The organism is Bacteroidota bacterium, assembly GCA_037133915.1.
Classification (GTDB): Bacteria; Bacteroidota; Bacteroidia; order Bacteroidales; family CAIWKO01; genus JBAXND01.
The window spans coordinates 1-25,456 of record JBAXND010000036.1; the positions used below are offsets into that span (position 1 = coordinate 1).

General features: G+C 43.7%; 21 protein-coding genes and 1 tRNA gene. 8 read left to right on the forward strand and 14 right to left on the reverse strand.

Annotated features, from left to right (window positions below):
* Positions 1–196 precede the first annotated feature (196 nt).
* Positions 197–1,315, forward strand: a complete 1,119-nt coding sequence (locus tag WCM76_11910) for a glycosyltransferase (protein ID MEI6766340.1) — start codon at positions 197–199, stop codon at positions 1,313–1,315.
* Positions 1,316–1,325: 10 nt separating this feature from the next.
* Positions 1,326–2,429 (forward strand): hypothetical protein, encoded by a 1,104-nt coding sequence (locus WCM76_11915; protein ID MEI6766341.1) that lies wholly within the window; start codon positions 1,326–1,328, stop codon positions 2,427–2,429.
* On the opposite strand, the gene WCM76_11920 is transcribed toward WCM76_11915, so the two are convergent.
* Positions 2,402–3,133, reverse strand: coding sequence for an ATP-binding cassette domain-containing protein (locus tag WCM76_11920; protein MEI6766342.1), 732 nt, complete (start codon positions 3,131–3,133; stop codon positions 2,402–2,404). The two genes, WCM76_11915 and WCM76_11920, sit on opposite strands and share 28 nt — an antisense overlap.
* 54 nt (positions 3,134–3,187) lie before the next feature.
* Positions 3,188–3,382, reverse strand: a complete 195-nt coding sequence (locus WCM76_11925; protein MEI6766343.1) for a fructose-6-phosphate aldolase — start codon at positions 3,380–3,382, stop codon at positions 3,188–3,190.
* A gap of 221 nt (positions 3,383–3,603) precedes the next feature.
* Here WCM76_11925 and WCM76_11930 point away from each other — a divergent pair, with 221 nt between their 5' ends.
* Together WCM76_11930 and WCM76_11935 are read left to right on the forward strand one after the other, a co-directional pair.
* Positions 3,604–4,032: a SufE family protein gene (locus WCM76_11930; GenBank protein ID MEI6766344.1), complete on the forward strand. Its 429-nt coding sequence runs from the start codon at positions 3,604–3,606 to the stop codon at positions 4,030–4,032.
* A gap of 2 nt (positions 4,033–4,034) precedes the next feature.
* Positions 4,035–4,355, forward strand: a complete 321-nt coding sequence (locus WCM76_11935; protein MEI6766345.1) for an iron-sulfur cluster assembly protein — start codon at positions 4,035–4,037, stop codon at positions 4,353–4,355.
* Here the strand turns inward: WCM76_11935 and sufB are convergent, their stop codons facing one another.
* The 3 genes from sufB to WCM76_11950 form a co-directional block, all read right to left on the reverse strand.
* Entirely contained in the window at positions 4,356–5,804 is a 1,449-nt protein-coding gene (gene sufB, locus WCM76_11940) for a Fe-S cluster assembly protein SufB (GenBank protein MEI6766346.1), read from the reverse strand. It lies immediately after the preceding gene.
* 107 nt (positions 5,805–5,911) lie between these two features.
* The gene (locus tag WCM76_11945) at positions 5,912–7,837 is read right to left on the reverse strand and encodes an ATP-binding protein (GenBank protein ID MEI6766347.1); all 1,926 of its coding nucleotides are present in this window, start codon (positions 7,835–7,837) and stop codon (positions 5,912–5,914) included.
* A 173-nt stretch (positions 7,838–8,010) separates the two neighbouring features.
* Positions 8,011–8,376, reverse strand: a complete 366-nt coding sequence (locus WCM76_11950) for a response regulator (GenBank protein MEI6766348.1) — start codon at positions 8,374–8,376, stop codon at positions 8,011–8,013.
* A gap of 200 nt (positions 8,377–8,576) precedes the next feature.
* On the opposite strand from WCM76_11950, the gene WCM76_11955 reads away from it, so the two are divergent.
* Together WCM76_11955 and WCM76_11960 are read left to right on the forward strand one after the other, a co-directional pair.
* Entirely contained in the window at positions 8,577–9,920 is a 1,344-nt protein-coding gene (locus WCM76_11955; GenBank protein ID MEI6766349.1) for a sigma-54 dependent transcriptional regulator, read from the forward strand.
* Positions 9,920–10,252 carry a hypothetical protein gene (locus WCM76_11960; protein MEI6766350.1) on the forward strand — a complete coding sequence of 111 codons (333 nt, stop codon included), beginning with the start codon at positions 9,920–9,922 and terminating at the stop codon, positions 10,250–10,252. Before WCM76_11955 ends, WCM76_11960 begins: the two co-directional genes overlap by 1 nt.
* Before the next feature lie 5 nt (positions 10,253–10,257).
* On the opposite strand, the gene murA is transcribed toward WCM76_11960, so the two are convergent.
* From murA to WCM76_11990, 6 genes are all read right to left on the reverse strand, one after another.
* On the reverse strand, positions 10,258–11,565 hold the full coding sequence (murA, locus tag WCM76_11965) for a UDP-N-acetylglucosamine 1-carboxyvinyltransferase (GenBank protein MEI6766351.1): 1,308 nt from the start codon (positions 11,563–11,565) through the stop codon (positions 10,258–10,260).
* 18 nt (positions 11,566–11,583) lie between these two features.
* On the reverse strand, positions 11,584–12,249 hold the full coding sequence (locus tag WCM76_11970; GenBank protein ID MEI6766352.1) for a DUF4290 domain-containing protein: 666 nt from the start codon (positions 12,247–12,249) through the stop codon (positions 11,584–11,586).
* A gap of 154 nt (positions 12,250–12,403) precedes the next feature.
* Positions 12,404–14,740 (reverse strand): xanthine dehydrogenase molybdopterin binding subunit, encoded by a 2,337-nt coding sequence (xdhB, locus tag WCM76_11975; GenBank protein MEI6766353.1) that lies wholly within the window; start codon positions 14,738–14,740, stop codon positions 12,404–12,406.
* Positions 14,741–14,769: 29 nt separating this feature from the next.
* On the reverse strand, positions 14,770–16,221 hold the full coding sequence (gene xdhA / locus WCM76_11980; protein ID MEI6766354.1) for a xanthine dehydrogenase small subunit: 1,452 nt from the start codon (positions 16,219–16,221) through the stop codon (positions 14,770–14,772).
* Positions 16,222–16,246: 25 nt separating this feature from the next.
* A complete protein-coding gene (locus WCM76_11985) occupies positions 16,247–17,017 on the reverse strand; it encodes an XdhC/CoxI family protein (GenBank protein MEI6766355.1) in 771 nt (256 codons plus the stop codon).
* A 125-nt stretch (positions 17,018–17,142) separates the two neighbouring features.
* Positions 17,143–19,314 (reverse strand): S9 family peptidase, encoded by a 2,172-nt coding sequence (locus tag WCM76_11990; protein ID MEI6766356.1) that lies wholly within the window; start codon positions 19,312–19,314, stop codon positions 17,143–17,145.
* A gap of 113 nt (positions 19,315–19,427) precedes the next feature.
* Between WCM76_11990 and WCM76_11995 the strand changes: the two genes are divergently transcribed.
* Entirely contained in the window at positions 19,428–21,599 is a 2,172-nt protein-coding gene (locus WCM76_11995; protein ID MEI6766357.1) for a fused MFS/spermidine synthase, read from the forward strand.
* Positions 21,600–21,687: 88 nt separating this feature from the next.
* A tRNA-Ser gene (locus tag WCM76_12000) sits at positions 21,688–21,775 on the forward strand.
* Between the two features lie 387 nt (positions 21,776–22,162).
* Here the strand turns inward: WCM76_12000 and istB are convergent.
* The 3 genes from istB to WCM76_12015 all read right to left on the reverse strand — a co-directional run bounded on the left by istB (position 22,163) and on the right by WCM76_12015 (position 25,419).
* A complete protein-coding gene (gene istB / locus WCM76_12005; protein ID MEI6766358.1) occupies positions 22,163–22,918 on the reverse strand; it encodes an IS21-like element helper ATPase IstB in 756 nt (251 codons plus the stop codon).
* Positions 22,919–22,986: 68 nt separating this feature from the next.
* On the reverse strand, positions 22,987–24,528 hold the full coding sequence (gene istA, locus WCM76_12010; GenBank protein ID MEI6766359.1) for an IS21 family transposase: 1,542 nt from the start codon (positions 24,526–24,528) through the stop codon (positions 22,987–22,989).
* Between the two features lie 129 nt (positions 24,529–24,657).
* Positions 24,658–25,419 carry a hypothetical protein gene (locus WCM76_12015; protein MEI6766360.1) on the reverse strand — a complete coding sequence of 254 codons (762 nt, stop codon included), beginning with the start codon at positions 25,417–25,419 and terminating at the stop codon, positions 24,658–24,660.
* Between the last annotated feature and the right edge of the window lie 37 nt (positions 25,420–25,456).

Below are 25,456 nucleotides of genomic sequence, written 5' to 3' on the forward strand. Positions count from 1 at the left end.
GACTTTCGACTTTTGACTTTCGACTTTTGACTTTCGACTTTTGACTTTCGACTTTCGACTTTTGACTTTTGATTTTCGACTTTTGACTTTTGACTTTCGACTTTTGACTTTCGACTTTTGACTCTTGACTCTCGACTTTTTTAAGTTTTGCGTAAATGGTGTATTATTGCCATCTTTGCATAAATATCTTCAACCCGTGAGAACAGCTGTTGTTTCTGTTACCAGCGACCTTGTTACCGACCGTCGCGTTGACAATACCTGCAAGGAACTTGTTGCCTGCGGCTTTGATGTATTGCTGGCAGGAAGACGCAAGACCGACAGCCTTTCGCTTCAGCCGCGTATCTATAAAACAGACCGCCTGCGGCTTATCTTTGAGAAAGGTTTTTTGTTCTATGCGGAGTTTAACCTGAGGCTGTTCTTCTACCTTCTGTTTAAGAAGACAGACCTGCTCTATGCCAACGACCTCGACACTCTGCTGCCGAATTATCTGGTGAGCGTGATTCGGCGTAAGCCACTTATGTACGACAGTCATGAGTATTTTACCGGTGTCCCGGAACTGGAAGGCAGACCTTTTGTGCGCAAGACATGGAAAACCATAGAGAAGTTTATCTTCCCTAAGCTGAAAGAAATCATCACCGTGAACGATTCTATTGCGGCCTTGTATAAGCAGGAGTATGGCAAAGACCTTATCGTGGTGCGCAATATGCCCGCTTACCGCGAACTGGTAATTACGAAGACAAAGGAAGAACTCGGACTTCCGACCGATAAAAAGATTGTACTGCTGCAGGGTGCCGGAATCAATGTGCATCGGGGCAGCGAAGAAGCGGTAGAGGCGATTAAGTTTGTTGAAAATGCGGTGCTTGTTATCATGGGCAGCGGCGATGTTATTGATATTCTGAAAAAGAGAGCTGCCGAACCCGACCTTGAAGGAAAAGTTATCTTCATACCGAAACAGCCTATCGACAGGCTTTTTGAATATACCGTGCATGCCGACATCGGTCTTACGCTTGATAAAGACACCAACATCAACTATCGCTACAGCTTACCCAATAAGGTGTTCGACTATATCCAGGCGGGAGTGCCCGTACTTGCAAGTCCGCTGGTAGAAATAAAAAAAATCATTGATAAGTATCAAACAGGCTGTACCATTGACAATCATGAGCCGCAGCACATCGCTCAGAAAATAACTTACATGTTATCCGACCCCGAACGGATTGCCGAATGGAAAAAAAATCTTAAAATTGCATCACAGGAACTTTGCCTTGAGCATGAAATAGAAAACCTCAGGGAGCTGCTGTTACGTCATGCGAAATAAACACATACACATGGTATCGTTTGATATCCCCGTTCCGGCGAACTACGGGGGAGCCATTGATGTGTTCTACAAATTAAAAAGTTTCCATGATGCTGGTGTGAAGGTGCATCTGCATTGTTTTGAATACGACCGCAAACCTTCGCCATTGCTCAATGAGCTGTGTGCCGAAGTTTTTTACTACAAACGCGATATCAGCCGTACCAAGCTCTTCAGTCTGAAGCCTTATATCGTCATCACGCGCAATTCGCCGGAGCTCTTGAAGAATCTGCTGAAGGATAATTATCCGATACTTTTTGAAGGATTGCATTCATGTTTTTTTCTTTCGGATAAACGGTTGAAAGACCGCCGGATGATTGTGCGCACACACAACATAGAACACGATTATTACACAAGCCTGGGCAGAACAGAGAAAGATCTTTTCAAGAAATATTATTTTCAGAATGAGGCAGGAAAGCTGCGCCGTTTTGAACATACCCTGACACATGCAAGCGGTATCGCGGCCATTTCAAAAAATGATGCTGAGTATTTCAGCAAAAAATATGATAATGTTACCACGGTTTCTGCATTTCATCCTAATGAAGGTGTAAGTGTTTGTCCGGGAAAAGGAACGTTTGCGCTCTATCACGGAAGCCTCGATGTTGGTGAAAACAATGAGGCGGCGATGTTTCTCACAACAAAAGTTTTTAACGACCTGAAGATGCCTTTTATAGTTGCGGGCAACAAAGCATCGCGGGAATTGAAAGATGCGCTTGCCGCCAATCCGAATGCGGAACTCCGCTCCGGCATTACCTCTGAAGATATTTATGAACTGATATCACAGGCGCAGATAAATATTCTTCCTACATTTCAGGCAACAGGCATCAAGTTAAAACTGCTGGCAGCACTGTTTCGCGGAAGGCATTGTCTTGTTAATACGCCTATGGTACTAAAGACCGGATTGGAGAGCCTCTGCGTGATACGCGACGACCCCAAAGAAATGAAAAAGGCCGTAAAAGAGTTGATGGCAAAACCATTCGATAGTATTGAAATCGCTAAGCGCGAAGAGATACTGCTCAACAAGGGTTTCTCAAACAGTCACAACATCGCTCAGCTCAAAGGGCTGTTGTTCTCCTGATGCGCGGTTTCGGCGGGGGCAGCCTTTTCTACTAAGTAACCATCTTCAATACGAACGGTACGTGCCGGATAACGGCGGAACAATGAATAGTCGTGAGTGGCAGCCAACACGGCTGTTCCTGTTTTACTGATGTTCATCAGCAGCGCAATAATATCTTCGGAAGTGTTGGGGTCGAGGTTGCCGGTGGGTTCATCGGCAAGAATAATTTCAGGGTCGTTTACCAATGCTCTGGCAATGGCAACACGCTGCTGTTCGCCACCCGAAAGCTGATGCGGCAGTTTGGCGCCTTTTGTTCCCAATCCAACCTTATCGAGTACTTCAATGGTGCGTTGTTTAATCTTTTCGCGGTCGGTCCAGCCGGTGGCTTTCATCACAAATTCAATATTCTCATTCACGCTGCGGTCGGTGAGGAGCTGGAAGTCCTGAAATACGATTCCGAGCTTACGTCTCAGAAAGGGTATTTGCTTTGTTTTGATTGTTTTGAGGTCGGTGCCGGCAAGCATCGCGGTTCCGTCAACAACGGGAAGGTCGGCATATAAAATCTTCAGCAGACTGCTCTTACCGCTGCCCGTAGGACCAATAAGGTATACGAACTCTCCGCGCTGGATAGTGAAATTTACGTTGGTAAGGATAAGTACGTTGTTCTGAAAAACGCTGAGTTTCTCAAGATGTATTACGTTGCCGCTTGATTCCTGATTTGCCATACAATTGTTTTTACTGACCTCAAAAATAATTTTTTTCCGCTTATCACAACGTTTTTATAATTCACGAATCTTACCATAAGGCAGTTCCCGGATAACAGCGCTCAGCTGCACGGCATTCATAATTTTAATAATGTCTGCGCCTTTTGCCGGGTTGTCGGCACGGAAATAGGCCACCAGGGTAAAGTCCTGATCTCTGATTTGAATGAAGTCAGGCATTTTGTCAACTCCTTTAATCTTTAGAATGTACATTGTTCATGATATTTGGTGAAATCATCGGTTGAAAGGAGCCAGGGCAAAATATACGTGAAAAGGCATTAGAAATACTCTTGTTTTTTGAACGTTATGCTACGGTAAAAATACAAATTTAAATCATTTCGGCTGTATGCTAAATCCGGCGATTAAAAAAATGAGTACTTTTATAAACGATGATTTTTTCATTATTATTTTAACATCAATTATTCATTATCAAGATGACCATTCAACAATCGCAGGATACGATATTACAGGAGTTTGAACACTTTTCAGACTGGATGGATAAGTACAATTACCTCATTGAACTCGGCAAATCGCTGCCGCTTATCGATGAGCAATATAAAACAGAACAGTTTCTGATTTCAGGCTGCCAGTCGCAGGTGTGGCTGCATGCTTCCCTCGACAACGGCCGGGTTTATTTTCGTGCCGACAGCGATGCCATTATTACCAAAGGCATTGTAAACCTGCTGATACGCGTATTTTCAGAACATACACCCGATGAGATTATCGGTGCAAACCTCGAATTTATAGATAAGATAGGATTGCGCGAACATCTGTCGCCGACCCGCTCCAACGGTCTGATGTCAATGATCAAGCAGATGAAACTCTATGCCATCGTTTTTAAAACAAAAATGCAACAACCATAATCATGGACAATACCGAAATGATGATGCTCGAACAGGCAGTTATTGATAAGGTCAAAGAAGTTTACGACCCTGAGATTCCCGTAAATATTTATGATTTGGGAATGGTTTATGAAATCAGTATTGCCGAGAATAAAACCGTGTCGATTAAAATGACACTGACATCACCCAATTGCCCTATGGCGGAAGAAATTCCCGGAATGGTACGCGATGCGGTGCTGGCTGTTGAAGGAATTACGGAAGTAATCATAGACCTTACGTTCGATCCGCCCTGGGATCCGTCCATGATGTCGCCTGTTGCAAAGCTTGAATTGGGAATGCTTTAATCAGCCTACACTGCCTTCCAGACTTATTGCCAGCAGCTTTTGTGCTTCCACGGCAAACTCCATCGGAAGTTTATTCAGTACCTCTTTGGCATAACCGTTCACGATAAGCCCAATCGCACTTTCCATGCTTATACCGCGCTGCTTGCAATAAAACAACTGCTCATCAGAAATTTTTGATGTTGTGGCTTCATGTTCTATGATGCCCGATTTATTCGCGGCGTTGATATAAGGATACGTGTGTGCACCGCATTGGTCGCCCATTAGCAGTGAATCGCACTGAGAGTAATTGCGCGCGTTCGTCGCACCTTTCATCACGCGAACCAGACCACGGTAGCTGTTCTGACCAAAACCGGCAGAGATACCTTTGGAGATAATCGTGCTTTTCGTGTTCTTTCCGAGATGAATCATTTTTGTTCCGGTGTCGGCCTGCTGGTAATTGTTTACCACAGCAACGGAATAAAATTCCCCGACCGAGTTGTCGCCTTTAAGAATGCAGCTCGGGTATTTCCAGGTAATGGCAGAGCCTGTTTCAACCTGTGTCCAGCTTATCTTTGAATTATTTCCTTTGCAGATACCGCGTTTAGTCACAAAATTATAGATACCGCCGGTACCGTCTTTGTTTCCGGGAAACCAGTTTTGAACCGTACTGTATTTTACTTCTGCATCTTCAAGCGCAACAATTTCAACCACTGCGGCGTGCAACTGATTTTCGTCGCGCTGCGGTGCGGTGCATCCTTCCATATAACTCACGTAGGCGCCTTCTTCTGCGATAATGAGCGTGCGCTCAAACTGTCCAGTATTGGCGGCGTTGATGCGGAAATACGTCGATAGCTCAATGGGGCATCGCACCCCTTTCGGAATAAAGCAGAAGGAACCATCGGTAAAAACGGCCGAGTTAAGTGCCGCAAAGTAATTATCACCGAAAGGAACCACCGAGCCCATATATTTGCGCACAAGCTCGGGATGATTCAGGATGGCTTCACTGAAAGAGCAGAAAATAATGCCTTTATCTTCAAGTGTTTTTTGATAAGTGGTTTTCACAGAAACGCTGTCAAGCACTGCATCAACAGCAACTCCGGTGAGCATTTTCTGTTCGTTGAGTGAGATGCCGAGCTTTTCGAATGTTTTCAGCAATTCGGGGTCGGCTTCATCAAGACTTCCTATGGTCTTTTTATGCTTGGGAGCGGCATAGAATATAATTTCCTGAAAGTCGATAGGCGGATGAGATAAATGTGCCCAGTTGGGCTCTTTCATTTCAAGCCAGTGGTGATAGGCTCTCAGACGCCATTCCAGCATCCATTCGGGTTCTTCTTTTCGGGAACTGATCAGCCTGATAATATCTTCATTCAACCCTTTGGGCGCCAAATCCATTTCAATATCACTGCTGAACCCGTATTTATATTCACTTCCCGTCAGCTCGTCCAGTAGTTTGTTTGTCTCTTTTTCCATCGCGTTTCAATCGTTAAAACAAATTTTAAAAAATGCATTGCAAAGATACAACAAAATGGACATTGATACCGACGTAATTCGCTGTATTGCTGATGTAGGTCAGTTTTTCAATCTTTCAGATAGCGGTCTATTTTTCTGTAAAGCTGTTCGGCATTGATTGGTTTTGTAATGAAATCGTCGCAAGCGGCTTTTTTGCTTTTTTCTTTTTCTTCGCGCATGGCGTGAGCCGTCTGCACAATAATGGGAAGTTTGGGTTTTGATTTCTTGATGCGGAGGGTGGCTTCATAGCCATCCATTTCCGGTAACTGCAGGTCCATGAGTACCAAATCAACTACGTCGTTTTTGGTGCAGATGTGCACTGCTTCGCGACCGTCGGTTGCACGCAGCACCCGTACGCCGGTTTTTGCAAGCATCAGTTCAAGAACCTTATAGTTGATGTCGTCATCTTCTGTTATAAGTATGCAGCGGCCTTTCCATGAATATATTTTCTTACGGTTCGACCTTTTTTCAGTTTCCTTATGGTCCGTATGAGAAATTTCTGCCGGGAGTTCAAATGAAAACTCCGAGCCCTTGCCGTAGGCCGATTTCACTGTAAGCTCACCGCCCAGTCGTTCTACCAGCCCTTTTGAAATAGCCAATCCCAGTCCTGCTCCGCCGTATTTACGCGTGTTTGAATAATCTACCTGACTGAAACGGTCAAAAATAACCAGCAATTTATCTTCCGGTATTCCAATACCGCTATCCTTTACAAAAAATCGAATACTCTTTTTCTTAATAACCTCAACGCCAAAATATACAAATCCCTGCTCCGTGAATTTAAGTGCGTTTCCTATCAGGTTGGTAAGTATTTGATGCAGCCTCAGCCGGTCGGTCTTTATAACCAGGTCTTTTCGTGACGCCGGTTTCCAGCATTTCAATTCAATATGCTTCTTGTTGCCTGTGTTCTTCTGGTTGATGAACATCATGTACAAATCGTTCAGCAATTGAATTACGTTGCATTCATCTATTACAACTTCAACCTGTCCCGATTCAATCTTGGCCACATCAACAATATCCGTAATCAAGTTAAGAAGCACTTTACCGCTTTTATTAATCAGCTCAATGTATTCGGCGCGTTCGGCTGAAGTGACCGTATCGTCGTTAAGCAATTGTGCCAGGCCTATAATCCCATTCATGGGCGTGCGTATCTCATGCGACATATTGGCGAGAAATGCCGATTTGAGCCGGTCAGATTCTTCGGCTTTTTCTTTTGCCTGCACCAGGGCGCACTCCATTTCTTTGCGTGCTGTGATATCCTGCGCCACGCCGGCGTAGCGGTACATCACACCTTTTTCGTTAAATACGGGGAAGTACTGAGCCCAGATCCAACGCGTCTGTTTGTCTTTTCTAACAATTCTGAATTCTTCATTGAACCGTCCTGTAACCGGTAGTTCTCTGAATTTTGGAAGCATGGTGAGGCGGTCATCGGGATGGATGTAATCGAGAAAAGAGTCAGGGTTGTTATAAACGCTGGTTCGTGTGGCACCCCATATTTTTTCGTAGGCGGGACTCACATACAACAGCTTTTCGTTCATCCAGAGCCAGTAAATTTCTTCTATGGATTCAGTGAGTTCGCGAAATTTCTCCTCGCTGCTGCGAAGGTTTATTTCTGCCTTTTTTTCGCGGGTGATATCTCGTATCAGAATGGCAAAATAACCCTGCTCGGGGCAGAAAACAACAAAATGAAAATAGCGGTGGGAGTTCTCAATAAATCGTTCGTACTCAATGGGACGGCCATGCAGCGCAACATCGCAGTATTTGACAAGCTGTTCTAAATCAACATAGCCAAACACCTCCATAGCAGTCTTGCCCTGCAGGTAGGAGCCACGCACGCTTGTCATAACTTCGTAAGCGTTATTCAGGTAAACATACAGGTAATCGTTGGCTTTGCCTTTATCGTCAAGCACTATTTTAAATAGCGCAAAGCCCTGCTGCATGTTGTCAAAAAGGCGCTGGTAGGCTTTAACCATCTCGCCCAGATTGGTTTTTTTCACAGAAAGAAAATTTAAGGATATTTATTGGATAGCCTGTTTCACTTAATTTTGTACGAATATACGAAATCTGTTTTATCACATTTACATTTAAGGCCGTTTTTGCCTAAATCATTTCTGTGAGCCATCCGAACCAATAGTTGATTATTGATTCCACAGTTTTCTCAAATCGGGAATCAGGAGTATTGCGGAATATCCCGGTTACGGATAATACTCGTGATGGCCATTTCTATGTAGGAAAGACTATTTCCGTTTTTTATAATGAAATCAAAAGCGCCCTGCTTCATGTAATCCCTTATCTGATCGATTTTTTTACCGGCCGATGTCATGATTACTTCCGCCTGTGGAAGGCGATTTTTAAGCAATAACAGGATTTCACTGCGGTCAAGTCCTTCCAGGTCGTCGCTCAGAATTATTATGTCGGGCTTCACATGGAAATTGCTGATGCATTTTTCCAATGAACTGAAAACATAGAATTCAAAGTCAGGATATGACCGTAAATAGTGGATTATAGCGCGCGAGAAGTGTCGGTCGGACTCCACGATAAATATTTTTATGTAAAATGGTCGTAGCATGCCCTTTTATCTCAAACCTGATACCAAATGTGCAAAGCTCAGAAAATCAATTAAATAAAAATTTTCGGAGCGAATATTTTCTAATATTTAGAAAATATGTGTTTCATTTTAGAAAAGTTCTCCTTATATTTGTTCGAAAATGAGAAAGTTTCCCAAAAAAATAAACTATGAAACAATTCTTGATTTTTGTTGTTGAAGATGATCCTATTTATGCCCGCATTCTCCAGTACCACCTTTCGCTAAATCCTGACTATGAAGTAGAGGTATGTTCTTCGGGAAGAGAATGTATAAGTAAACTGTATAAGAATCCTTCCGTAATTTCTCTTGACTACTCCCTTCCCGATATGTCGGGACTTAACGTTATCAAGGCAGTTAAAAAATTTAATCCTGAAATTCCGGTAATTATAATTTCGGGACAGGAAGATATTGCTACTGCGGTTACGCTGTTAAAAGAAGGGGCTTCTGATTACATTATAAAGAATGATGAAACAAAGACGCGTCTTTGGAACTTGCTGATTAACATTCGCGAAAATGTTAAACTAAGAGAAGAAATTTCAAGCCTGCGTGAGGAAATAGGTCGTAAATATGATTTTCATAAGGTGATTGTCGGCAACAGCCCCCAGATTGTTAATTTATTTAATTTAATGGAGAAGGCTGTTCAAACGGGCATCACTGTTTCCATCACGGGCGAGACCGGAACCGGTAAGGAGCTTATCGCAAAGGCAATACATTATAATTCGTTGCGGAGTAAATTACCATTTGTTGCAATCAATGTGTCGGCAATACCCCGTGAGCTTATTGAAAGTGAGATGTTTGGGTATGAAAAGGGCGCATTTACAGGCGCCAATGCCCGAAAAATCGGGAAGTTTGAAGAAGCTGACCGAGGCACTCTTTTTCTGGACGAAATTGGCGATATGGATATGAATCTGCAGTCGAAGCTGCTGCGCGTTCTGCAGGAGAAAGAGATAGTAAGGGTAGGAGGCAATACGGTGGTTAAAGTAGATGTTCGCCTGATTGTTGCTACTCATAAGAATCTTGCTGAAATGGTTGGCAAAGGCCTGTTTCGTGAAGATTTGTTTTACAGACTGTTGGGACTGCCTATTGATGTGCCGCCTTTGAGAAATCGCGGGAATGATATTGTTCTGTTGGCGAAGCACTTTTTGGATGAGTTTTGTAAATCTAACAATGTGCCTGCAAAATTTTTCAATCCTGAAGCAGCCGAAAAAATACTCAATTACAATTATCCGGGTAATGTTCGCGAGCTTAAGGCAATTGTTGATTTGGCCTGCGTGCTCGCAAGCGGTGAATTTATTCGCCCTGAAGATGTGCGGTTCAATGCTTCCGGAACAAACCAGTTTTTCTACATGCAGGAGCTTACACTCCACGAATATACACGCAGAATTATCCGTCATTTCCTTGACAAATATGAGGATAATGTCCTCAAGGTTGCAAAAAAATTAGATGTTGGCAAGTCAACGATTTATCGAATGATGAAAAACAACGAACTGTAATGGCTGAAAAAAAATTCAATGTGTCAAAGCTTACCGGCATCGTCGGGGGCGACAAAAGTCAGATGAATGAGCTTAAAACACTATTTCTCAGTGTAAATACTCAAAACCTTGCCGATCTGAATATTGCCTACAAAGACGGGCAGTTAATCAAGGTTAAAGAGATTGCGCATAAAATGAAAACATCCATCGATCTTTGGGATATCTTTGAACTTAAGCAGGATATCCGAAAAATTGAGCGGTTGGCTCAGGAGGGTAATAATACCAAGGTTCTGGAACAGCTTATTCAAAAGCTAAATGAGGTATTGAATACCGTTTTCGCGCAGATGAAATAATTTTATTATTTCCGGATAATCTCTGCGCCTAGCTGGCGCAAGCGACCGTCTATGTTCTGATACCCGCGGTCTATCTGTTCAATATTCGAAATTTTACTCACGCCGACGGCCGAAAGTGCTGCGATAAGCAATGCCACTCCGGCTCTGATATCGGGCGATGACATGGCAATACCCCGCAGCGGATACTGCCGGTTCAAACCAATTACGGTAGCACGGTGGGGGTCGCAAAGAATTATCTGAGCTCCCATATCAATAAGTTTATCAACGAAAAACAGACGGCTTTCAAACATTTTTTGATGAATAAGCACACTGCCTCTCGCCTGAGTGGCCACTACCAGTGCAACGCTGATAAGGTCAGGCGTGAATCCGGGCCATGGGGCATCGGAGATGGTCATGATTGAGCCATCAATGTAGTTTTCAATTTCGTAATGGTCTTGTGCAGGAACAATGATGTCGTCGTTGCGCAGTATCATTTTTATTCCCAGTTTTGAAAATACGTCGGGAATAACTCCTAAATGATCGTAAGCAACATTTTTAATAGTGATTTCTGATGAGGTCATTGCGGCAAGGCCTATAAAACTGCCCACTTCAATCATATCGGGCAATAAGCGGTGTTCAGTACCGCCCAGTTTTTCAACGCCGTCAATGGTAAGCAGATTGGAGCCGATTCCTCCGATCTTTGCTCCCATGCGGTTAAGCATCGCGCAAAGCTGCGCAATATAAGGCTCACAGGCGGCATTGAAGATAGTGGTACGCCCTTCGGCCAAAACGGCAGCCATGACCAGGTTGGCGGTACCCGTTACCGAAGCTTCGTCAAGCAGCATATAGCAGCCCTTCAGACCTTTTTCGGCATGAATTTCAAAGATGTTGTTTTCGTATGAATATTTTGTTTCGGCGCCCAGTTTTTGAAACCCGATAATGTGTGTATCGATGCGTCTACGGCCAATCTTATCGCCGCCCGGCTTTGGCATAAATGCCTTTCCGAAACGTGACAGCAGTGGTCCGAGCAACATAACCGAGCCCCGAAGACTTGCACTTTGCTGAAGGTATTTTTTTGATGCGAGAAATTCAATATTGATATCGCCTGCCATGAATGTGCATGTGCCCGGTTCGGGACGTTCGGTTTTTACTCCGAGTTCAGCGAGTAATTCTATGAGGCGGTTGACATCGTGAATGTCGGGAATGTTGCTGATGGTGACTTTTTCGGCAGTAAGCAGCGTAGCGCTGATTACCTGCAACGCTTCGTTCTTTGCGCCCTGAGGAGTTATCTCGCCACTAAGCTGGCGGCCGCCGGTGATTTCAAATGATTTCATCTGATATTATGGGTAAAATCAATTGGTCTTCGGTTTTTTTCTGATAAAGGGTTTATCTCTGTGATAATTGCTATTGTTGTTGTTATTGCTCTGATTTTTACCGTTGGTAACTAACTTCTTTTTCTTGGCACGGGCAATAATATCAATGGTAGCTTCGAGTTTTACATCCGGAGAAAGTACTAGTTTGCCATCAGACAAGGTACGCAGATGCTCGATAATAACGGCATCGTCTACCGATTCCCTGTTCCAGTTGAGGTACATCTTTTTCAGGTGATTGGCAATGGTTTTCACCAGATATTGCTTCTCTTCGCCTTCCTCAAAATTGGTGGCTTCCTTAATCATGAATTCGATATTCTTTCCGTATTGTTTGAAACGGATGAATTTATGAGGGTAAGCAGTTTTAGAGGGTTTTGCATCTGCCGGTTTAGGCTCCGGCTTTGTAAAGGGCGAATCAACGTCGAGCTGGTAGTTAGAGATAATAAACAGATGATCCCAGAGTTTTTGCCTGATATCGCCTGTTTCGCGCGATGGGTTGTAAAGCTGACCCATCATGGCAACTATCATGCGTGCAGCTTTGGTTCTTTTTTCGCGGTCTTCAATGGTAAGAGCGTATTGTATGAGTTTCTGTACATTCCTGCCATATTCAGGTATGAGCATCCTCTCGCGGGTGGTGTTGTATTCCATTCTTTTGTTGTTATGATCAATAATTGGTAATTATTCCGGGAAATGCCTTCAAGGCATATTTCCAGGATGAGTAAAGCTAAAAGAAAAAGCAATCAGCGACCTGTCATATGACAGTTAACCTCATCTTGAAAAGTTTGCACAAATATAGTGCATATTACTGAACTACGGGCGCCTGCTTCCTTATTTTCTCAATAGCGAGCAGTATCAGCTCATTGGTGGCAGGCAGTCCAAACTCAGGTTCAATACAGTAATTTCCCACCGAGGCAATGGCGTCTTTGATGGCAAGCCATACTGAAAATGCAAGCATGAAAGGCGGTTCGCCCACTGCTTTACTTCGACGTATGGTATTGTCATTCGGATGACCCTGAAGTAACTCAACTCTGAAATCGGCCGGAATATCCTGTATTGTTGGAATTTTATACGTATCGGGTGAATGGTTCAGCTGATTTCCCAGCTTATCCCACTTTATTTCTTCGGTGGTAACCCAGCCGGCTCCCTGCACAAAGGCACCTTCTACCTGTCCAATGTCAAGTCCTTCATTCAGTGATGAACCGGCGTCGTGGATGATGTCTGTTCTGAGAAGCTTGTGGCTGCCTGTGAGTGTGTCGAGCACAATTTCAGAAACGGCCATTCCGTAAGAGAAATAATGAAACGGCTTACCTGTGCCTGCCGCGCGGTCGAAATTGACACCCGGAGTTTTATAGAAACCGCTTGCTCCCAGGCCAACCTGTCCGACATACGCCAGCGAAATCAATTCTTTAAAGCCGATTTTCCTGTCGGGATGAGCAATGTCGATAATTTCAGCATCAGCATACAGCAACTGTTCTTTTTGCGAAAGCTCACCTTCAAGCCCGTTGTTAAATCGTTTTATTACGAAATCACTCAGTCTTGATTTGATATTGTCAACAGCATTTTTAACGGCCATTCCGTTCAGGTCGCTGCCCGATGAAGCTGCGGTAGGAGAGCTGTTCGGAACTTTAGAAGTGTTGGTGGCATTCACCTTTACCCACGATGCCGGGATACCGAGTTCGGCTGCAGCTACCTGCTGCATTTTGGTATTCAGCCCCTGACCCATTTCCACGCCTCCGTGATTCACCAGAATAGTACCGTCGGTATAGATATTTACCAGCGCTCCCGCCTGATTCAGGAAGGATGTTGTGAACGATATTCCGAATTTTACGGGTGTGAATGCCAGCCCTTTTTTAACGTATTTGTTCCCTGCATTGAATGCATCTACTTCTTTGCGCCTGCGCTCGTATTCAGAGCTGACCGACAGTTTATCGTAGATAACGTCAATACGGTTGTTTTCAACAAGCTGTCCGTAAGGCGTTGTATTATTCGTGTCGTGTTTGTAAAAATTGCGTTTACGGATTTCGAGAGGATCAACCTTAAGCTGTCGGCCAATGCGGTCGATGGCTGTTTCCATGACGGCAATTCCCTGAGGGCCGCCAAAACCACGGAACGCAGTATTAGAGGGCAAGTTCGTTTTCCATGCCGAACCGGTGATGCGCACATTTGGAAGAAAATAGGCGTTTTCTGCGTGAAGCATGGCACGTTCTAATATCGACATGCTTAAATCGGTAGCCCAGCCTGCATCGGCGTTGAGGTCAACAATGTACGACCGGATTATGCCATTATCATCAAAACCGACTTCATAATGTGAAAGGTAGCGGTGTCTTTTTCCGGTTATTTTCTGGTCATCATCTCTGAAAAGATGAATTTTTACCGGTCTTTTGGTGGCATGTGCCAGCAGTGCAGCCCATGCAGACACATGATTTCCCTGTGTTTCTTTTCCGCCGAAACCGCCGCCGAGACGACGAACTTCGCACACTACATCGTTTTTGCCGACGCCTAATACTTCGGCAACAATAGCCTGTGTTTCGGTCGGATTTTGTGTTGAGGCATATACGGTCATTTCCCTGTCTTCACCCGGAACGCACAGTGCCGACTGTGTTTCGAGATACCAGTGTTCCTGCGGACCGGTACGAAGTGTGCCTTTGATGCGGTTAGGTGCTGAGGCCATTGCAGCATCCGTATCTCCACGTTCTATGCGACGGGGAGGTGCTATCAGGCTGCCCAATGCTATCGACTTTTCAATATCCAGAACAGCTTCCAGAACTTCATATTCAACTTTGATGAGCTTTTCTGCGGCTATGGCGATTTCTTCTGTTTCGGCAGCTATCAGGAAAATAGCCTGTCCGATGCAGTTTACTTCGCCTTCCGAAAGGCAGGGTTCATCGTGAATGATGGGACCCATCTGGTTCTGACCCGGAACATCTTTATAAGTAAGCACTGCATGAACGCCTTTTAATTGAAGGGCTGCAGTAATGTCGAATGACAGGATGCGCGCATGGGCATGCGGGCTGTAAATAACGCGTCCGCAAAGCAGGCGGTCGCTCATGGGCATATCGTTTACATATACGGATGCGCCAGTAACGTGTTTGATGGCGCTGTCGTGCGGGAAATTTTTATTCGAATCTTTGTTGTCCATAACAGGAGCTATTTTTCAAAAAGTAATTATCAGTTTGTAATCTCAAGAAAAAAACGAAGCAGTAAGTTGCGCGAGGCAAGCCTTCTGAATTCCTCGCCTGAACGGGCATCGGAGATAGGCGTGAATTCCGTGTAGAGTATTTCCATGGCTTCTTCCACGGTTGGCTGTACCCAGCTTTTTCCCAAAAGGAATTGCTCTGTCTTTACTGCCCGCATCGTCATGGCAGCCATACCACCGTAGGCAAGTACAATTTCCTTAACGGTGTTGTCGTTGTTGAGTAACAGTCTGAAACAGCCGCTAACGGTTGAAATGTCAAGGTCTTTGCGTTTGGATACTTTATAAGAGCGGATTATTGAATTGTCTTTAACTTTGGGTATGATGACTCTGGTGATGAGTTCGTCCGGCTGTTTGACGGTTGTCCGGTATGCCGTTACAAATTCACGGAGTTTTGCAGTGCGTGCGCCCCGCAGGCTTTCCAATACAACGGATGCATCGTACGCCATCAGTACCGGAAGTGTATCGCCGATAGGAGAAGCAGAACCAAGGTTCCCACCTGCCGTTGCCAGACTGCGTATTTGTTTAGAGCCGAAAACGGTAAGAATATTCGTAAGTGCAGGAAAATCAATAGCTGCAATGCTTTTAAGTTCTTCGAGTTTAATACCGGCACCAAATTCAAGTGCGTCGCCGGTATCATTCAGCATTTGCAGTTCTTCTACAGAAGATATATCAAGGATTTCAGGAATAAGTTCATGTTTTTTTGTCACGCGAAGTGCGATATCGGTCGCACCGTTGATGATAATAATATTCGGATGGTCAAGCAGTACCTGAAGTGCATCTTTAAGCGTAAATGCTTTGTAATATTTCTGCTCAGGATGCAGCAGTGCCATCGTTTTCTTACTTCGTCCGATTTTTTTAAGCGTGGCCGCAATATTTTTTTCTTCTGCTGAGAATTTGTCCTTACCGCCGCTTTTGCAGGCAATCTGCGCTGCTTCAATAATCGGTTTATAACCAGTGCAACGGCAAAGATTACCTGTAAGGCCGTCGAGTACCATATCTTTGGTAGGCTTCGAAAAATTCTTGTACAGGGCGAACATCGACATGACAATGCCGGGTGTACAGTAGCCGCACTGGCTGCCGTTGGTGTTTACCATAGCTTCCTGTACCGGATGCAAACGCGTTTCGGTGCCAATCGTTTCAGCAAGGTTTTCAACCGTGACCACCATTTTTCCGTGAATCATCGGAAGAAACACCAGGCAGCTGTCAACGGCTTTGTAATTTACTTTTCCGCGGTTGCCGGGCTCTCCTAGTACAACGGTACAGGCACCGCAGTCGCCTTCGCCGCAGCCTTCTTTAACGCCTTTATGACCGGGAAGTGAGCGCAGGTAGTGCAACAGCGTAGTTGTTGGTCTCAGGGTTCCTGAATTTTTGAAGTCTATTTCAACTATCTGATTATCGAGCAGAAATTTAATTTTATCGGGCATGTTCAAAAATATTTTATCCGGTATATTATTTTAATTTCTTCTGACTGTTCCGAACATCAATGAGTTTGGCAAGTATGCTGATAGCAATTTCTTCGGGTGTTTCCACTTTCATTGAAATTCCTATGGGCATGTTCACCTCACTGATTTGCTGTTCTGTCATCAGTTTATTCTCAAGGAAACGTTTCGTGGCTTCGGCCACTTTTCTTCTGCTGCCGATCATTCCCAGATATGCGTGGTCTTTTTTGGCGCAGGCCTCCAGAATGTCTTCATCATGAATGTGCTTGTGCGTAACAATTACGACAAATGTGTTGCTGTCGAAAGCCGTATTTTTAATATTTTCCAGATAGTCGCCGTCAATACACGAATATGCTGAAGTGTCGAATTCATTGAATATTTCGGGACGGTTATCGAACAGCGTAATCCTGAATCCCAAATCATGAGCAAACCGGGCAAGAACCCGACCGATATGGCCTGCACCGAAAATATATAAGCTGTTGCGAGGACCAAAGGGTTCAAAAAATACTTCCATAGTGCCTCCACAGTGCATACCCAAATCCTGTTCGAGCTGGTAAATTTTCTTTACGGGTTCGGTTTTGCCTATAAGTGTAAGGGCTTCCTGTATTGCCTGAAACTCAATGGCGCCACCGCCAATGGTGCCTTTGATGGTTCCGTCATTGAAGACAATCATCTTTGAGCCTGCTTTGCGCGGCGATGAACCGGTAGTTTCGGTAATAATACAGAGTACGGCACTGCGGCCCGAGTTGCGTATTTCGTCAATTTCTGAATAAAGATTCATCCTGCTTTTTTTTTGTGACATCAAAATTAGTAAAAATTATGGTATCACTTCAAAGCAATTGCCGCTTTCATCAACATCTTAATACATAAGGCAAGAAGCTGCCGTTGACTGTTTCATGCGCCCTTCTATAAATTCTGAAGAATGAAATCCGTAATCCGGGTAAAAACATGCAGCCGGGTCTTACCGCCGTATATGCTGTGTTCTTTGTTGGGGTAGAGCATCAGGTCGAATTGCTTATCTGCGCGAATCAGTGCGTCGGCCATTTCCATGGTATTCTGCATATGTACGTTATTATCGAACGTGCCGTGCATCATAAGCAATTTTCCTTTAAACTTTGAAGCGAAGGTTATCGGAGAATTATTATCATAATTGGCCTCATTATCTTTCGGACGGCGCATATACCGCTCGGTGTAGATGTTGTCATAGTAGCGCCAGTTCGTTACCGGAGCAACTGCAACTCCTGCTTTAAAAATATATTCCGGCGATTTTGTCATGCATAACAATGTCATGAATCCGCCATAGCTCCATCCCCACATGCCAATGCGCGCTGCGTCAATGTAGGGCAGTGTGGTAAGATATTTTGCGCCGGCCATCTGGTCTTCGGCTTCCAGTTTTCCAAGCTGAAGATAGGTTGATTTCAGGAATTCGCTTCCGCGTGAGGCCGTTCCGCGATTATCAATAGAAACAATGATATACCCTTTTTTAGCAAGGTATTGATACCAGAGATAATTGTGATCCCATTCATTCAGAACGGTTTGTGCGCCCGGTCCTCCATAAACATACATGAGTACCGGATATTTTTTGGTGATATCGAAATCAGCCGGTTTCAGCATATAGCCATTGAGTTCAACGCCATAAGCGGTTGTGAATTTGAAGAATTCTTTTTTGGCACAACCCAGATATTTAAGGTTGTCTGCCAGCCCTTTATTGCTTTCCAGCATCACGAGCTGCTTCCCTTTGTTATCATCAATTGTTGCAACGGGGGGAGTGTTGGCATCAGACCAAGTATGAATAAAATAGTCGTATCCGGCGCTGAATGAGGCCGTATTTTCTCCATCCTGAGAAGATATTTTCACTGCACTACCACCATCAAGTTTTATGCTTCTTATCTCGCGGTTCAACGGTGTACTTGCAATTGTATAATATACCGTTTTGTTTTTTTCGTCAACACCGCAAACTGCTGTAACATCGGCCTCGTCTTTTGTCAGCAGAAGCTGCGTTCCGTCGATACCACACAGATAAATATTGTTGAATTTGCCCTTATCACTGGTAAATATGAAGTGTTTTTTATCGTTCAGAAAAATCAGGTTATCGGTGATGTTGATGTATTTTTCATTTTCTTCCGTATAAATAACTTTTGACGTTCCTGATGATGCGTCGGCCAGCAATATCTCAAGTTTGTTCTGCAGCCTGTTCAGCCTTTGAATGGCAAGTTTTCCCGATTCCTGAGTCCACATCACACGCGGAATATACTGGTCGGTTTCCTTGCCGACGTCCATCATTTTGAGCTTATCATTTCCGGAACCTTCAGTATTATAAACCCAGACGCTTACAATGGAATTGTCTTCACCTGCCATCGGGTATTTATAATTGAAATTTTCGGGGTATAGCTCACCGTACTTGGTCAGTGTAAATTGCTTTACGTGACTTTCGTCGAAACGCAGGAATGCCAGACTTTTGCTGTCGGGCGACCAATACAGCGCGTCAATAAGGTCAAATTCTTCGTCATAAACCCAGTCGGTAGTTCCGTTGATGATGCTGTCCCATTTGCCATCAGAGGTAATCTGAGCCTCAGCTTCATCGCGCAGATCTTTGATAAAAATATTATTGTCACGAACAAAAGCCACTTTATTTCCGTCGGGAGATAAATGTGCGATGCGCTGTTTTCCTTTGTCTGATACTCGTTTCAACGATTTTACTTTAAGGTCAAGTACATAGTATTCCGAAAATTCTGAATAGCGGTACAATGGTTCCGATTCCGTTTTAAAAATCAGCTTACTTTCATCTTGACCGAAAACAAAGGATTCTATTTCGAGAGGTGCCGAAGTTCCTGAGGGTATGAGCAGGTCACCTTCAACCAGTGTCTTTACTTTTTTTCCGGTTTTGTATTCAAACATGCTGATGGTGGTAGCATTGTCGAGCGTGCAGTAATGCTGTCCGTCGCTCATATGTATGATTTCACCGGGACTTCTCGGATAATATTTGGAGCTGTAAAAAATGTCTTCCAACTTGAGCTGCTGTGCCTGTAGGCCTGAGGAAATAATCAATGCGAAAATTGCAAAAAAGAGTTTTTTCATAATGAACCGGCATTAAATTTTAGTACGAAACAATGGCAAAATTACAGTATTGGCGTGAAAATGTATTCAAAATCTAAAGCGTTTTTGTTTAGCTGAGCACAATTAGATTATTTTTGAAACCTGCATTGGAATATTCTTACATGGAAAAGCAATTGCGCACAGGTTTTTTTATAACCGCTGTTTCAGGCATGAGCAGCATCATTATTCAAACGGTAATGCTGCGTGAGTTTCTGTGTGTTTTTAACGGCAACGAGCTGGTTCTTGGGGTACTGTTTTCATGCTGGATGTTGCTTACGGGGCTTGGAGCTTGGCTTGGGCGCTTTGGCAGAAATATCAAAACACAAGGTGTTGCAATACCTGCACTTCTTTTAATTGCAGTGGCATTTGCTATCGCATCCATACTGGTTTTAAACGGTTATAAAAATTCCGTATTCATTGCCGGCACCATGACAGGACCTGCCGAGATGGTAATTTGCTGTGCCCTATTATTGCTTCCTGTCTGTGTTGTGTCAGGATATCTATTCACCTTGTTTTGCCGGCACCTTACAACTATTCAAGCCGGAACTGTGCTTGCACGTGTGTATTCATATGAATCGGCCGGCAGCATTGTGGGTGGATTACTGTTCAATATCGTATTCGTATTTTTTCTGGATGCGATGCAATGCCTGTTATTGTTGGTTGTCATTAATGCTTGTGCAGGTTTTTATTTCCTGATGCTTGAGAAAAAAAAGATGATTGCGGTAGCGCTTGTTGTTGTTGCTGCCGGTTTTATTGCATTGATTCTACATACCGGCATTTACCGGAAATGCCTGCAAAAACTGTATCCGCAGCAGGATATCACCTACGTGAAAGATACACCTTACGGTAAAATTGTCATTACAGAGACTCTGCATCAGCATAACTTTTTTGAAAACGGAACCTTGCTTTTTTCTACCAATAACATTATTGAAAAAGAAGAAGCCGTGCATTATGCTTTGTTGCAGCATCATCATCCTGCAAAGGTTTTACTAATTTCCGGCGGTATCGGGGGAATGGCAGAAGAGGTGCTGAAATACAAGAATGCGAAGGTTGATTATGTGGAGCTGAATCCTGTGCTGGCTGCATTGGCTCTTCGATATAATCCTACGCTTGCCGATGGAAGAGTAAATATAATCACACGCGATGCGCGTATGTTTATTCGTGAAACCGACAATCGGTATGATGCGGTGCTTATCAATCTGCCTGAGCCTTCAAGCGCACAACTGAATCGTTATTATTCAAAGGAGTTTTTTGCTGAAGTAAAAGGAATCCTGAACCCCGGAGCTGTGTTATCAACCGGACTTCCACCGAGCGCTAATTATATGAATGCTGCGGCGAAGCAACTGAATTCCATTCTATTTAATACGCTCAAAACTACTTTTGCAAACGTAATCATTGTACCCGGCGAACGCAATTATTTCATAGCCTCCGATTCGGTTTGCCTGTATGATTTTGGGCAGATGGCAGAGCATAAGGGTATCACGAATCTTTATGTGAATGCGAATTATATTGATGATGTGATGTTGCAGCAAAATGCTGCCCGACTGACAAAACGTCTTGACCTCAATGCGCCTGTTGATACCGATTTCAAACCGGTATTGTATTTTGTGGATGTGCAGGTATGGCTGAGTTTATTTAACAGCAGCTTTCGATTATTTTTTATGGTAATACTGGCTGTATGCCTTGGAGCGCTTATATTTTTGAGACCTTTATCGCTTGGGTTGTTTACCACCGGATACACCTCGGCATCGTCACAGTTGCTGCTGATGATGGCCTTTCAGGTGATATATGGCTTCGTATATCAGGCAGCGGGAATTATGATTACGGTTTTTTTCGCAGGACTTGCAATAGGCAGTTCACTTGCAGCAAGACGGACATCGGTAAGTACTGCACACTATCTTTGGATGCAGCTGCTTGTAGGAGTGTACTGCATTATTATTGCGCTTGCGCTGATGTTTTTGCATACAGGCGGTATACCTGCTTTGATTGTTATCATGGTACTGACGCTTGTATCCGGTTTAATAGCGGGAATGCAGTTTGGACTAGCGGCGGCATTGCAGAAGGACAATTTACGTCTTGCTGCCGGGAATTCGTATGCAGCTGATCTGGCCGGTTCGGCTATTGGTGCGTTGCTTACGGTCTGTTTGCTGGTGCCTTTCCTCGGTATTCTGAATTCACTTTACGTATTGGCGGCAGCAAATATTATCGTTATGGCTGTGATGAAACTTAAGTTTGTAAAATCTGAACGTTCTCAGCGCTTGCGCTGAGCGGAATCAGGTTACGCTTCAATCTTCGATTTTTTTCCGGGTTTTGTCTATGATTTTTTATATCTTCGCGCCCTGTTTCAATGACCACGGAGAGATGGCCGAGTGGTCGAAGGCGCACGCCTGGAAAGTGTGTGTACTCCACAAGGGTACCATGGGTTCGAATCCCATTCTCTCCGCTGATACAAAACATAAACGCCTGAATATCAATTTATTCAGGCGTTTAATATTATTGCCACATACGAATATACATACAATATTACATTAGGACATTTGAATATTCTCCATTGAAGTCTATGTTTGTTGACGGTAATTCCAGAAAGAATTGCAGGACTGCTCATCGGAAATCGTTTGATAAATTCTATAAGCTTCTTATCCATGATTTTGAAGCTAAATCCCCAATTTTTTTAAATTTACTGGTGTACTGGATACGCCGCCTAAATTGACCAGTCTACGCCGTTTTATTTTGACCACCCCCACGCCGCTCCAAATTGACCACCCTTGTTGATGTCCTAAAAACGACAATTTCCTTGTTCTGATTGGCATTATACAAATATAAAAAATTATTATTCTGTTTCAGTATGTTCCTTTATTTTATTTATTGGTTTCTTTCGCAGTGATTCCCCTAAGAGTTCCATGCGGTGAGCATCGTGAACAATGCGATCGAGTATGGCATCCGCTACTGTTTGCTCGCCGATGACCTCGTACCATTGGGGAACAGGTAATTGAGATGTGATAATGGTCGAACGGTTTCCATGCCTGTCCTCGATGATTTCCATAAGTACTGATCGGCTATATCCATCGAGTGGCTGCAAGCCGAAGTCATCAAGTATGAGAAGATCCTGCCGTTCTATCTTTGCTATTTCCCGGATATAGGAGCCGTCGGCCTTGGCCATCTTTAATTTGGAGAACAGCTTTGTTGCATTTGCATAGAGTACTTTATAACCGAGTGTGCAGGCCTGATTGCCGATAGCCGAGGCGATATAGCTTTTCCCGATGCCGGTACTACCCGTGATAAGAAGGTTTTCTTTGCGTTGAATAAAGGTGCATTCTGCCATGCGCATTAACTGGTTCTTGTCAAGGTTGCGCTCTAAATCAAAGTGCATTTGTTCGATGTTGGCTTTATAGCGAAAGCGGGCATTGCGTGTTTGTCGCTCTATACGACGATTGTTTCGGTCGTCCCATTCAGAGTCAACAAGCATTGATACCATTTCATCGCCAGTCATTTTTGATGTGCTGCCATTCTCCATGCTTGTTCGGAACGCCCGAACCATACCGAAGAACTTCATCTGTCTCATTTTGTGAAGAGTTTGCTCATTCATTTTAATTGATTTTAAGTTAAACAATGTCCAGTGCCGGGCGCCGGTACGGCGCCCGGCACTGGAGAGATTTATCGGTAATAGTTTTTGCCGCGGATGTTATCGTGCGGTGGCATTGAAGGATCATCATCGGGATCATCGAGCATGGCTTGGTCATCCAACCCTTTTTCAAGGATGGTACGGATGGTTTGATAACTGTAATCGCCATATTGCAGTGCACGACGACAAGCGTTGTTTAGCCGAACTTTGCCAACACGTGCAACGAAGCTCAAAACCCCCTGGCATGACCTGTAAGTCTGTTCGGGATGCTGCCGGGTAAGTAACAACTGGATGATATATTCTTTCGTTTCCGGGCCTACTTCTTCGCCACGTTCAATAAATTTTTCAGGGTTCCAGTCACCCATAAAGCGATGCTGAGAAGCAAGGTGCTTATTTACTGTGGTATGGCCAAACATGTGCCTGTTCCGCCTGTGCACCGCGATACGCTCGTAACGGTGGTATATTTCAACTTCCGACTGGCTGTATAGCAGTGTCACCTTCTTGCCGATAAAAAGGTAGGGAACGCTGTAATAATGCTTATCCTCAGCAAGACAGACGTAATTGTTCTTCATTACAGTGGCGATATACCGCCGCTTCATTTCATACTTTTTCTCTGGCAAAGGATTGAGAGTATGGCGCTCTGTATCTTCAAACAGCTGGCGACGGCTGAATGGTCTATTTTTCAGCAAGCGGCCATTATGTTCCTCAAGGACCGTCCTGATCGCCTGATTAAGCAGTTCGAGGCTTGAGTATGCCCGTTCCTTCACAATGCCGTATATGGTGCGATAAATGATTTTTACGGCACCCTCAACCAGCGCCTTGTGCTTAGGTTTGTAGGGAGCTGCAGGAAGCGCAGCCATTGCATAGTGGCCAACAAAGTCACGGAATGCCTCATTCAGAGTAGGTTCGTAACGATTACCCTTAATTACTGCGGATTTCAGATTATCCGTAATAATGGCATTGGGAACACCGCCAAAGTAAAGCAAGGCGTTTTCACAGGATGTGATAAAGTCTTCTTTCTGCTGGCTATAACTAGCCTCTACATAGGTAAGCTGACTGGCACCAAGTATCGCTACAAAGACTTCTACAGGAACTTCTTCCCCGGTTTCCGGATCCAAAATATGTAGTTTTTGTCCTGCATAATCCACATACATTTTTTCTCCCGCTTTATGCTCTATATGCATGACCGGGTTGCGGACTTTAAGCCATCGGAGGTAATGACCCTTAAACTGAGTCAGACGATAACCATCCGGGTGTTGTGCATAATATTGCTGCCACAGCTTCTCCTTCGTGTTTTCGCGACATTTGAGCGCTTTTTCCATCACTGGAAAAAAATCAACCAAGGCCATGTAACGTGGATCATCCTCGATATGGCTGCGTGGAACCATATCCAGAAATAACTGTTCTAACTGCGTGTCACTCATCTTTCTGATTTCCTCAGTAGACTTGCCCGAGGCCAGAAATAGCCTGATGTACTTCTTGACACTATTGCGGGGAAGCCCTGTCCGTTCCCCGATGGACGTTTTACTTACACCTTCGGTGTAAAGCTTGATAATGTTTCTTACCTTGCTCATAACGATTAGTTTATTTGACATTTATAATTTGTTTGAACAAAGTCAACATAATTATAAATGCTCGCTGATCAGCAAGGAAATTATCGTAATTTAGGGGTGGTCAATTTGGAGCGGCGTAGGGTGGTCAATTTACACCGGCGCGAGGTGGTCAATTTGGAGCGGCGCACACTGGATATTTAGAGCGTTTTTTCCACTTGTATCAAGACCAGCGTGATTATTTGTATTTTGCATTGCCTCAATTAAAATATCATAAAGAGGTTCATATATTTCTTCATTTTTAAAAGTATGTTTAATCCCTATTAAGCAGGCTTCTTTCGCTATCCTAGGCTCAACTTTATTATGGGTTTCTTTATGAAGAAGTAAGTTCGTGTCCTTATTGTATTTTGGTATTTTGCTGTGAACATAACCATAAAAATTTGATTCAATAAAAATAGTCCTTAGAGTTTCATCCCTCGGCGCGTTTCCAGTGATCTGGATGCCCCGATTAAAATTTTTATCGTTTATTTTGCCAATTAAAAGTGTAATTGCATCCGGAGTTAAGTCAGTGATTTCTGAAATATCAAAAATTACTTGTTTCCTATCTTTAATTGTTTTTTCAGCCAGATTAAAATAGTCAAGAATATTTTCAGTATTATTAATAAATGAAAAGTTAGGCGGCGAAGGAAGATTTTTATATTTTGTAGGGTTTTTAGGTTTCAGATTTCTTTTTACCGACGGTAGGGATGCGATCCTTAGTTTTCTTTGCTCTTCTCTTTTCTTTTTCCTTTGTTGTTCTATTAGTTTGTTCTTCTTATGCTCTCTTGATTTTATATGACTTATTCTGCGAAGTGCTTTTGCACTTTTGCTTTCTTGGTGTTGTTTCCATTTGTCTGATGTGAATATTTTTTTCATAAAGTCCAAACGCGGATTATGTTATATTCAAACAATT